Raw genomic sequence first — 10937 nt, 5'->3', positions numbered from 1 at the left:
TGCCATGACGCCGTTCCAGCGGCAGCGACAGGTCCTGCTGATGCGCGCTGAGGAAGTCGGAGGACAGCCGGTTCATGGCGCGTTGCACGGTGGCATTGCTTTCCTCGGAGAGCGTGCCGCTGACCATGATCATCTTCTCGCCCGGCTTGTCGAAATGGGAGTTGAAGAAATCATTGCGCAACTGCGCGCGGAAATACTGCTGGATCGGTCCGCCCGGCAGCCACGTGAAGTCCGGCGCGACGCGCACGCGAATGCGGTTGTTGGGCAGCAGGTCGAGGATGCCCAGCTTGTCCAGCCGCGCCAGCAGGCGGATGCATTCGGCCTTGCTCATGGCGAAGCTGGCGAGGATGTCTTCCAGCGTCCACTGGTGCAGGGCATGCACGGCCACCAGCAGCAGCTTGGGATCGGCCACCAGTTTTTTTTCCTGTTCTTCGGTCAGGCGCGAGGGCACCGGCTGCTCGGCCACCACCATGCGCGCCAGGTCGCTGATCTGGATGCCCAGCAGCGTGCAGACCTGATCCAGCCGCTCCAGGGTAAAACTGCGCTCGGCGAAGATGCGCTTGACGCTGGCCTCGCTCAGGCCCAGTCCCTTGGCCAGCTGCGCATAGGTGATGCCGCGCGCCTTGAGCAGATTCTTCAATGCATTGACCAGCGATTCGGCCTGGGCCATGTCCTTCCTCCTTGTACTGCGCGTGGCGCATGATGTGTGGACGGTATTGTATTTCGATACCGGATGCGACAGGAATTGCGCTTTCTGATGAGGTGATCCGCGTTCTGCAGCGGCATTGCTACAGTGCGTCCCGCTGACCCGCCAAGGCGGACCGGCAATCAGACATTCACGCATCCCTCATCAGTCAAAGAACAAGGAGTCCATCATGAACAGCCCGCTGCTGCATCGCCTCACGCTTTCCTGCGTCTTGATCGCCGCCCTCCTGAGCGCCCCCGTACATGCCCAGTCGCGCAACAGCGATGCGTCCACCGTGTCGGTGGTGGTCTCGGTGATGCTGCCTGCCGCCTTCATTTCCGAAGGCGGACGCTACGTGGTCAAGGGCGTGGAAGCCTCGGCCAATGGCACGGTCTATGTGCTGGAGAAAGTGGGCGAGGGCATCCGTGGTTCGGTCACGGTCGGTGCCAACGTCAGCGGCGCAGCTTCGGTGGGCGTCGGTGAATCGGTCAGCTTCGTGACCTCTGCTTCCGGCACGCTGCTGGTGGCCTCCGGCAAGGTGCTGGCGATCATTCCCAATGCGCTGGGCCGGGCGCTGCTCAAGAGCGAGAAGCTGTCCTGACCGGCACAAGGGGAGATCGCCATGGCTTCGTTTCAACTTCGTATCAAATGCCTGCTTGCCGGTCTGGTCCTGGCCATCGCTGCACCGCTGGCGGCGCACGCCGGCCAGTCCTGCGAACCGGCCATCCCTGATGCCACTGCCGTGCAAGCCCAGCTGGACATGGCCGTGCGCACCGTCGAGCGGCTCAATGCCAGCGCGGCCGACGTCGTCATCATCGGCCGTGTCGGGCAGGACCTGAGCAAGTACCGGCAACGCTATTCGCACCTGGCGTTTGCCTATCGCGATGGCCAGCAGTGGCTTGTGGTCCACAAGCTCAACGAATGTGGAACGGCCGTGAGCAATCTCTATGAACAGGGGCTGGGGCAGTTCTTCATGGATTCTCCCTTCCTGCTGGAGGCCTATGTGGCCGTGCCGCAGCCGGAGGTGCAACAGCGCTTGCGTGCGATCCTCGTGCGCCCGCAGGTCACGCGCCTGCATGAAGCGCAGTACAACATGCTGGCTTATCCCTGGGCGACGCGCTACCAGCAGTCCAACCAGTGGGTCAACGAAATGCTCGCCATGGCGCTGGAGCCGCAGATCACCACGCGCGAGCAGGCGCAGGCCTGGCTGAAGTTGAAGGGCTACGTGCCGGATACCCTGAACCTGGGGCCGATGACGCGCCTGGGCGGACGGATGTTCAAGGCCAACATCGCTTTTGACGATCATCCCAACGCCTTGCGCTTCAGCGATAGAATCGAGACCACTACGGCGGATTCGCTGCTGGCTTTCCTGCAGAAAGCCGGTCTCGAAGCCAGCCATTTCGTGATCCAGTAATTTCCTGATGCCGGCGTTGGCCGGAACGACCCATGCGCCCGAATCATTGCCTGGCATTCGCCCTTGTCATTGCTGTTGCTCCCTTGTCCGCACTGGGGGCGGGAGATGTCGCGGCGGGCCGCGCCGCCTTCGCCAAATGCGCCAGCTGTCATGCGGTAGGCCCCTCGGCGCGTGCCGGTTTTGGTCCGCAGCTGTCCAATGTGATCGGGCGCAAGGCTGGTTCCACCACCGATTTCAAGTATTCCCCGGCGATGGCCTCGGCCGGCTTCATCTGGACCGAAGACAAATTGCGGGCCTTCCTCAAGGCGCCCAGCGATGTCGTCCCCGGCAACAAGATGCGATTCTGGGGCATCGGCAGCGACAAGCAGATCGACGACATCCTGGCCTATCTGCGAACTTTCCAGCAATAAGCGCGGTCTAGGCGGCAGACGCACCAGCGTCTGCATCAGGGCCTGTTCCCGTTCACTCTTGCAGATTGAATGGGAACAGGCCCTGGCCATAACGACAACAAGAGCGCCGCGCCATGTCCGAGCTGTTCGTCATCACCACCTATTTCAATCCGGTCGGCTACGCCAGCCGGCGGCGCAATTACGGCCTGTTCATGCAGGGCATGCGGGAGGCCGGCGTCCCCTGCCTGACCGTCGAATGTGCCTTCGGCGATGCGCCCTTCGACCTGCCGCCCAGCCTGGACGTGATCCAGATCCGCTCTGAAACCCTGCTGTGGCAAAAGGAAAGACTGCTCAATCTCGGCGCATCCTGGCTACCTGCAAGCTGCCGCTTCGTCGCCTGGATCGATTGCGACATCCTGTTCGACAATCCGCGCTGGCCGGCCGATCTGGTACAGGCACTGCAACGGCATCGGGTGGTGCAGGTGTTCGAGACCTGCACGCGGCTGGATCGTCACGGTCAGGCCGGGGCCACGCCCGACCTCTGCCATTCCTTCGCCAGCGTGATGGCCAGGGATCCTGCCACGCTCAATGCCGGACGCTACGACCTGCACGGCCACACCGGTTATGGCTGGGCCATGCATCGCGACATCTTCGACCGCGTCGGCCTCTATGAATGTGCGATCTCCGGCAGCGCCGATCACTTCATGGCGCATGCCATCTTCAACGACTGCAACTTCTGCATCCGTAATGCGCTCAAGCATGAGCCGCGCCAGCTATCGCATCTGCGCGCATGGAGCGCGCGCTTCCACGCAGAAGTGCGCGGCAGCCTGGGCGTGGTACCCGGCCACATCCGCCACCTGTGGCATGGCGATGCCGTCAATCGCCGCTATTTCCTGCGCATGCATGACATCACCGACCTCGGCTACGACCCCTGGAACGACCTCGCCATCCATCCCGGCCAGCCGCTGGAATGGGCCGCGACGATGGACAAGCCGGGCCTGCGCGATTATTTCGCGCGTTACTTTGCCAGCCGTCACGAAGACGGCGAGGAGCTGGCCGCATGAGCATTCCTCCCTTGACCGACGCCCAGCGTGCCGAATTGCGCGCAGCCCTGCCGATGCTCGAGCAGGCTGACAGCGCACTCAGTCCGCGTCTGAAGAAGATCCGGCGCGATATCGAGATCGCCGATCGCCAGCGCCGCCGCTATCGCATCCGGCTGGTGGAAAAACAATTGCTGCCCGCCATCTCGCGCTCCACGCTGGCGCGCCTGCAGCGGGAAGTGCCCGATTTCGTCGATGAACTCATCCTCGACAGCTTCGCCCGCCATCAGCGCCGCTGCCTGTGGTTCGGCTGGATGGCGTGGCTGGCCGGTCCCGCCTATCGCGAGGCGCTGGCCCTGATGCGTGTGCGCCTGACCCGCCACATCGACCGCAAGCGCCATGGCAAGCTCGCAGCCTTGCGCGCCGAGCTGGATCGCCTGGATCAGGAGCGGCGCGCATTGCTGAGCGCGTCCCGTGCGCTGGTGGCGCTGGTGCGGCTGATCCGGCAATCGCTGCACAGCGGCAGCGGCCTGGAGGAATCGCGCTGGGTCCAGCTGCGCGCGCTGTTGGCACAACTGCCGGCGGTACAGCCGGTGAAGCGACGCCGCGCGCAGCGCCGTGATGACGAAGACAATGCCGCCCTGTTCAGCTTCACCACGTCCAGCCAGGGCGTGAGCCTGTTCCGCGACGTCAGTGAGCGCAATTCCGATCCGGATGCCTTCCAGGGCCAGTTCGATGGCGGCGGTGCCAGCGGAGATTGGGACAACGGCCGCGACGGCAGCGGCGACACCAGTGGCCCCGAAGGCCGCAGCGAAGCATCGGGCAGTCGCAGTCAGCGCGATGCCACCGATCTGGCACCGGTAGCAGCGGCGGCCGGTGCCGTGGCCATCGCCACCGATGACAGCCTGGGTCTGTTTTCCTGAGCGATCGTCAAGGCTGCGGCGGCAAGCCCATGCGCCGGCGTGCCAGGTGGATGGAGCCATTGCGCATGGCCCAGCGGATCGGCTGTGCGGCCAGCAATACCGAGCGCCGCAGCAGTTCGCGCCGTAGCGGTCCGCGTGGCGTCACGCCCAGCATCTCCTGTGCCCACGGCGGCAGCAGGTCCACCCCACCGCGCATCATCAGCCGTGTCCACGGTTGCGCTACCGCATTGGGAGCAGGCGCATTCAAGACCAGTTGCAAGGTGGCGCGGGTGCGATCGTCGCAACGCAGTTGCGGGCGCATGCGCTCAATGTAATCGGTGATGGCCGCCCGTGAACGCGGGACCTCGCGTGCGCCAAGCGCTTCAGCCACGCAGGCGATCTCATCGAGATACTGATCCTGGCGCGCCGCCGGAAAATCCGGGCGGCGATACCGCAGGTACCCTTGCAGGAAGCAATGCACCTCGGCCACGTGGACCCAGGTGAGCAGGTCCGGATCGCTGGCCGCATAAGGGCGGCCGTCGGGTGCCACGCCGGTGACGCCAAGATGAATCTGTTTGACGCGGGCGATCAGCCGCTCGGCGTCCGCCCGGCTGCCGAAGGTGGTACCGGCCACGAACTGGGCGGTGCGGCGCAGGCGGCCCAGCATGTCGGCCTGGAAGTTGGAGTGGTCCCAGACGCCTGCCAGCGGCAGGGGATGCAGCATCTGCAGCAGCAATGCCGCCACGCCGCCGGTGAGCATGGCCGTGAAATCGCTATGGACCTGCCATGCCGCCGAGTCCGGCCCAAACAGGCCGGGGTCGCCCGGTGGCTGCAGGAAATCGGCACTGCCGGGGCCACGGCTGATGGCGAGTACATTGGCTTCGATGCGCTGGCGCAGGAATTCCATGATGCAGAAAAAGCGGAAGGGAAGGGCAGTGTGCCATAGCGACAGTATTCCTGCCGGGGCCGTCATGTGGACATTTTTCCGGTTCAGTTTGCAGTCCGCGAGAAGCGTTTCGCTGACATTTCTGTCAGAAAGCGTTTTGCCGCAACGCCCTCTGCACACGGCTTGCGAGGCCGTTACAATAGCCACGCCGCACGGCCCCAAAAGAACAACATCGGGGCCGCAGGACAGGGAACAGGACGGCGCAATTCAGGGAACGCGGTTGGGGCACCGGGGAAGCACGCCACGCCGCGCAAGACGAAATACAGCATCGCGGGAGAGGACGGCAGGCATCGCACGGGATGCCGGCTGCGGGCATGGGTGAGCCACAGCGCGCCTGGTCCGGCCTGCCCGTTTCACAGGGATCGCAGTTCATGAACATGGTCGCGCTGGCCTTGCGCCGCCCGTACACCTTCATCGTGATGGCCTTGCTCATCGTGCTGGCCACGCCGTTGACGCTGAAGAACATGGCCACCGACATCTTCCCCGAGATCAATATCCCGGTGGTCTCCGTCATCTGGAACTACAACGGCCTGTCGGCCCAGGAGATGGGCCAGCGCATCGCTGCCCAGAACGAGCGCGGGCTGACCACGGTGGTGAGCGACATCGAACACATCGAGTCGCAATCCCTGGCCGGGGTAGCCGTGATCAAGGTGTTCTTCCAGCCCAAGGCCAACATCCAGACCGCCATCGCCCAGGTGGTGGCCTCGGTGCAGTCGCAGTTGCGCCAGCTGCCGCCGGGCATCACGCCGCCGCTGGTGATCAAGTATTCGGCTTCCAGCATCCCGGTGATGCAGCTGGCGCTGTCCTCGCCCACGCTGCCCGAGCAAACCGTCTTCGATGCCGCCGTGCAGACGCTGCGCCCGCAGCTCATCACCATCCCCGGCGTGGCCGTACCGTTTCCCTATGGCGGCAAGACGCGCCTGATCTCGGTCGACCTCGATACGCCCGCGCTGCAGTCGCGCGGCCTCTCGCCCATCGACGTGGTCAACGCCATCAACACCCAGAACCTGATCCTGCCCTCCGGTACGGCCAAGTTCGGGGGCACCGAATATTCGGTCAAGCTCAACGGTTCGCCGGAAGCGGTAGCCGGCTTGAACGAACTGCCGGTGCGCACCGCCAACGGGGCCACGATCTACCTCAAGGACGTGGCCAACGTGCGCGACGGCTTCTCGCCGCAGACCAACGTGGTGCGCCAGGATGGCGCGCGCGGCGTGCTGCTGTCCATCCTCAAGAATGGCGGGGCTTCCACCCTGGACATCGTCGACAACCTGCGCAAGCTGCTGCCGACCGCCGCCCAGACCCTGCCGGAAGACATCAAGATCACGCCGCTGTTCGACCAGTCGCTGTTCGTCAAGGCAGCGGTGACCGGCGTCATCAGCGAGGCGCTCATCGCCGCCGGGCTGACGGCCGCCATGGTGCTGCTGTTCCTGGGCAACTGGCGCAGCACGCTCATCATCGGGCTGACCATTCCGCTGTCCATCATGGCGGCCATCCTGATGCTGGCCGCGCTGGGCGAGACGCTCAACCTCATGACCCTGGGCGGCCTGGCGCTGTCGGTGGGCATCCTGGTGGACCAGGCCATCGTCACCATCGAGAACATCGAACGCCACCTGCACCTGGGCAAACCACTGCATGACGCCATCATCGTCGGGGCCGGCGAGATCGGCGTGCCGGCTTTCGTGGCGACGCTGTGCATCTGCATCGTGTTCGTGCCGATGTTCTTCCTCTCGGGCGTGGCGCGTTTCCTGTTCGTGCCGCTGGCCGAAGCGGTGGTGTTCGCCATGGCCGCTTCCTACCTGCTCTCGCGCACCCTGGTGCCGACCCTGGTGATGTTGCTCATGGGCAGTCACGGCCAGGTCGACAGCGCCAAGCAGAGCCTGCTGCAGCGGCTCTATCGCGCCTTCGACAACCGCTTCGAGCGCGTGCGCCATGGCTATACGCTGGTACTGTCTTCGCTGCTGGCGCACCGGCGCCGTTTCGCGCTGGGCTTTTTGGGGTTCTGCCTGCTGTCCTGCCTGCTCTATCCCTTCCTCGGGCGCGACTTCTTCCCCAACGTGGACGGCGGCCAGATCCGCCTGCACATGCGCATGCCGACCGGCACCCGCATCGAGGAAACGGCGCGCGCGGCCGATGAAGTCGAGCGCGTCATCCGCTCACTGATTCCGGCCTCGGAACTGGAGACCATCCTCGACAACCTGGGCGTGCCCAACTCCGGCATCAACCTCTCCTACAGCAACGCCGGCACCATCGGCACGCTGGATGGCGAGATCCTGATGGCACTCAAGGAAGGCCATCGCCCTACCGAGGAACTGGTATCGCTGCTGCGCGAGCAGTTGCCGCGCCGCTTCCCGGGCATCGAATTCTTTTTCCAGCCGGCCGACATCGTCACCCAGATTCTCAACTTCGGCCTGCCAGCCGCCATCGACGTGCAGTTCACCGGCCCCAACATGGAAGCCAACGCGCGCCTGGCCGCCGAACTGACCAAGCAGATCCGCCAGATTCCGGGCGCGGTCGATGCCCACGTGCACCAGCGCCTCGATGGCCCCTCGCTGGACCTGCGCATGGACCGCACGCGCCTGCAGCAGTTCGGCCTGTCTGCGGCCAACGTCGGGCAGAACCTGCTGATTGCCTTGTCCGGCAGCTCGCAGACACAGCCGGCCTTCTGGCTCAATCCCAACAATGGCGTGGTCTACAGCATCGCGGTGCAGTCGCCGCAATACCAGGTCGATTCGCTCGATGCCCTGCTCAACATCCCGGTCGGCGCCGGTGCCAATGCCGCCACGCCGCCGCAGCTGCTGGGCAACCTGGTCGACGTGCATGCGGGACGCCAGATGGCGGTGGCCTCGCGCTACAACATCTCGCCGGCCATCGATGTCTATGTGAGCGTGCAGGGTACCGACCTGGCCAGCGTGGCGGGCAAGGTTGCCAAGCTGGTGGAGGAGATCAAGCCCAAGCTGGCGCGCGGCAGCCAGGTGGTCATCCGTGGCCAGGTGGAGACCATGCAGTCCTCCTTCATTGGCCTGGGCGTGGGTCTGGCCATGGCCATCGTGCTGGTCTACCTGCTGGTGGTGGTGAACTTCCAGTCGTGGATCGATGCGGCCATCATCATCGCCGCCTTGCCGGCTGCACTGGCGGGGATTGCGTGGATGCTCTTCCTCACCGGCACCACGCTGTCGGTGCCGGCCTTGACCGGCGCCATCATGACCATGGGGGTAGCTACCGCCAACAGTATCCTCATCGTCGCCTTTGCCCGGCAGCGCCGCGAGGAAGGCGCGACCCCGCTGGCCTCCGCCCTGGAAGCGGGCTCCACCCGTATCCGTCCGGTGCTCATGACCGCGCTGGCGATGATCATCGGCATGATCCCCATGGCCCTGGGCCTGGGCGAGGGCGCCGAGCAGAACGCGCCGCTGGGGCGCGCCGTGATCGGGGGCCTGCTGCTGGCCACCGTATCGACCTTGTTCTTCGTACCGGTGGTATTCGCCGGTGTGCATCAGCGGCTGGCCCGCCGCGCCGAAAGGCGACGCCATCTGGCGGGCGGACCCGCGCATCAGGAGTCTTGAACCATGTCGCATGACCGTCATTCCGAACTCGGCATCCACCCTCTCGGCGAAGGCGAGCCGCAACAGCGTCAGCAGATGATGAAGCGCGCCCGGCTGGTGCTGGTCGTGGTGCTGGTATTGCTGGCCGCCGGTGCTGCGCGCACCCTCGTGAGCCGCGCCGCCAACGCCCGTGCACTGGAGGCCGGCACCGCTGAGCGCGCCAAGATCTTCGTGCGGGTGGCACCGGCCCGCAGCAGCGCCGAGGGCCAGACGCTGGCCTTGCCGGGCAGCCTGCAGGGCTTCGTCCAGTCGCCCATCTCGGCGCGCTCGGGCGGCTACCTCAAGCGCTGGACCAAGGACATCGGATCGGAAGTGAAGAAGGGCGAACTGCTGGCCGAACTCGATACGCCGGAAATCGACCAGCAACTGTCGCAAGCCCTGGCCGCGCGCCAGCAGGCCGCCTCCAGCATGGAGCTGGCCCGGAGTTCGATGGCGCGCTGGGAAGCCCTGCGCAAGAAGGATGCGGTCTCCCAGCAGGAACTCGATGAACGCCGCAGCGCCTTTGCCCAGGCCAGCTCCAACCTGGCGGCGGCCGACGCCAACGTCGAGCGGCTGCGCCAGGTGGAAGGCTTCAAGCGCATCGTGGCGCCGTTCTCGGGCATCATCACGCGCCGCAACGTGGATGTGGGCGACCTGATCGACCCGGGCGCGGGCCGCGCATTGTTCGTGCTGTCGCAGACCGATCCGCTGCGGGTCTACGTCAACGTGCCGCAGGCCTATGCCAACCTGGTCAAGCCGGGCCAGCAGGTGACGGTGACACAGTCCGAACTGCGGGGGCGCAAGTTCGAGGGCAAGGTGGCGCGCACGGCCGGGTCCATCGATGCTGCCACGCGCTCGATGCAGATCGAAGTCACGCTCTCCAATGCCGACAACGCGCTGCTGCCCGGTGCCTTCGTGCAGGTGGAGCTGCCGTTGAAGCCCAGCGGCACGCTGCTGGTCGCGGCCGATACGCTGATGTTCCGACGTGATGGCTCGCTGGTGGCGGCGGTGGATGAACAGAACAAGGTGCGCCTGAAGAAGGTCAGGCTGGGTCGCAATTTCGGCCTGACGGTGGAAGTGCTGGAGGGCTTGAAGGGCGATGAAAAGCTGATCCTCAATCCTTCCGATTCGCTGGCTGAAGGCGACCAGGTCGAGCCCACACTGGAGCAGCCCAAGGACAAGGCCGCCGACAAGAAGGCCGCCTCATGAGCCTGCCGCGCCGCCACAGCATCGCTCCAGCCTTGGCCCTGGCCTGCGCCCTGCTGCTGGCCGCCTGCGCCAGCGGTCCCGACTATGTGCGGCCACAGGTCGACATGCCCGCCGCCTGGACCCCGGAAGCCCCGTGGCGCGCCATGCAGCCGCAGGACGCCGCCCCGCGCGGGCCCTGGTGGGAGCGCTTCAACGATGCGCAACTGAACGCCCTGCAGCAGCAGGCCCTGGCCGGCAACCAGACGCTGACCATCGCCACGGCGCGGCTGGCGCAGGCGCGTGCGCAGCTCGATGTGGCAGGCGCGGCGCAAGCCCCGCAGGTCGGCATCAATACACGTGCGGCGCGTGCCCGCATCTCGGCCAACCGGCCGTTGACCAACTACAACTCGCCCAACTTCGCGACCGTACAAAACGATTTCGCGCTGGGCTTGAACGTCAGTTACGAACTGGATTTCTTCGGGCGCGTGCGCCGTTCGGTGGAAGCGGCCACGGCCTCGGCCCAGCAATCGGCGGCGGATCTGGAAAACACCCGCCTGCTGCTGACGGCAGAACTGGCCAGCAATTACTTCAACCTGCGCGAACTGGACATCGAGCTGGACGTGGTCCGGCGTGCCATCGAACTGCAGCGCAAGGCGCTGGAACTGGCCACCGCGCGCCACGACCTGGGCGCTACCTCGGGGCTGGACGTGGCCCAGCAGCAAGCCCTGCTGGACAACACGCTGACCCAGGTGGATCTGCTGGGCCGGCAGCGGGCGCAATACGAGCACGCCATCG

At 65.5% G+C, this 10937-nt stretch carries 10 protein-coding genes; 8 read left to right on the top strand and 2 right to left on the bottom strand.

Annotated elements, in window-relative coordinates; all coding sequences use genetic code 11:
* The coding region (locus B3873_RS08570) for a helix-turn-helix domain-containing protein (RefSeq protein WP_286865290.1) at positions 1-670 on the bottom strand (670 nt) is incomplete at its 3' end.
* Positions 671-875: 205 nt separating this feature from the next.
* Here B3873_RS08570 and B3873_RS08565 point away from each other — a divergent pair.
* The 5 genes from B3873_RS08565 to B3873_RS08545 all read left to right on the top strand — a co-directional run bounded on the left by B3873_RS08565 (position 876) and on the right by B3873_RS08545 (position 4451).
* Complete coding sequence (locus B3873_RS08565; RefSeq protein WP_034335447.1) at positions 876-1286, top strand: hypothetical protein; 411 nt, start codon at positions 876-878, stop codon at positions 1284-1286.
* Between the two features lie 21 nt (positions 1287-1307).
* Positions 1308-2099 carry a DUF2145 domain-containing protein gene (locus B3873_RS08560; RefSeq protein ID WP_286865287.1) on the top strand — a complete coding sequence of 264 codons (792 nt, stop codon included), beginning with the start codon at positions 1308-1310 and terminating at the stop codon, positions 2097-2099.
* 32 nt (positions 2100-2131) lie between these two features.
* Positions 2132-2509 (top strand): c-type cytochrome, encoded by a 378-nt coding sequence (locus tag B3873_RS08555; RefSeq protein WP_199725052.1) that lies wholly within the window; start codon positions 2132-2134, stop codon positions 2507-2509.
* Positions 2510-2622: 113 nt separating this feature from the next.
* Positions 2623-3552 (top strand): hypothetical protein, encoded by a 930-nt coding sequence (locus B3873_RS08550; RefSeq protein WP_039783034.1) that lies wholly within the window; start codon positions 2623-2625, stop codon positions 3550-3552.
* A complete protein-coding gene (locus B3873_RS08545; RefSeq protein WP_286865285.1) occupies positions 3549-4451 on the top strand; it encodes a hypothetical protein in 903 nt (300 codons plus the stop codon). Before B3873_RS08550 ends, B3873_RS08545 begins: the two co-directional genes overlap by 4 nt.
* Before the next feature lie 7 nt (positions 4452-4458).
* Here the strand turns inward: B3873_RS08545 and B3873_RS08540 are convergent, their stop codons facing one another.
* Positions 4459-5337: an oxygenase MpaB family protein gene (locus tag B3873_RS08540; protein ID WP_286865292.1), complete on the bottom strand. Its 879-nt coding sequence runs from the start codon at positions 5335-5337 to the stop codon at positions 4459-4461.
* Positions 5338-5747: 410 nt separating this feature from the next.
* On the opposite strand from B3873_RS08540, the gene B3873_RS08535 reads away from it, so the two are divergent.
* From B3873_RS08535 to B3873_RS08525, 3 genes are all read left to right on the top strand, one after another.
* On the top strand, positions 5748-8936 hold the full coding sequence (locus tag B3873_RS08535) for an efflux RND transporter permease subunit (protein ID WP_286865283.1): 3189 nt from the start codon (positions 5748-5750) through the stop codon (positions 8934-8936).
* Positions 8937-8939: 3 nt separating this feature from the next.
* Positions 8940-10163, top strand: coding sequence for an efflux RND transporter periplasmic adaptor subunit (locus tag B3873_RS08530; RefSeq protein WP_121041179.1), 1224 nt, complete (start codon positions 8940-8942; stop codon positions 10161-10163).
* A partial coding sequence (locus B3873_RS08525) for a TolC family protein (protein WP_286865280.1) occupies positions 10160-10937 on the top strand: 778 nt, incomplete at its 3' end. The genes B3873_RS08530 and B3873_RS08525, both read left to right, overlap by 4 nt.

Source organism: Herbaspirillum sp. UBA812, from assembly GCF_002296545.1.
In the GTDB taxonomy this organism is placed as follows: Bacteria; Pseudomonadota; Gammaproteobacteria; order Burkholderiales; family Burkholderiaceae_D; genus Herbaspirillum; species Herbaspirillum huttiense.
The sequence above is the reverse complement of the archived record's forward strand: the minus strand, read 5'-3'. Positions and strand labels throughout refer to the sequence as shown.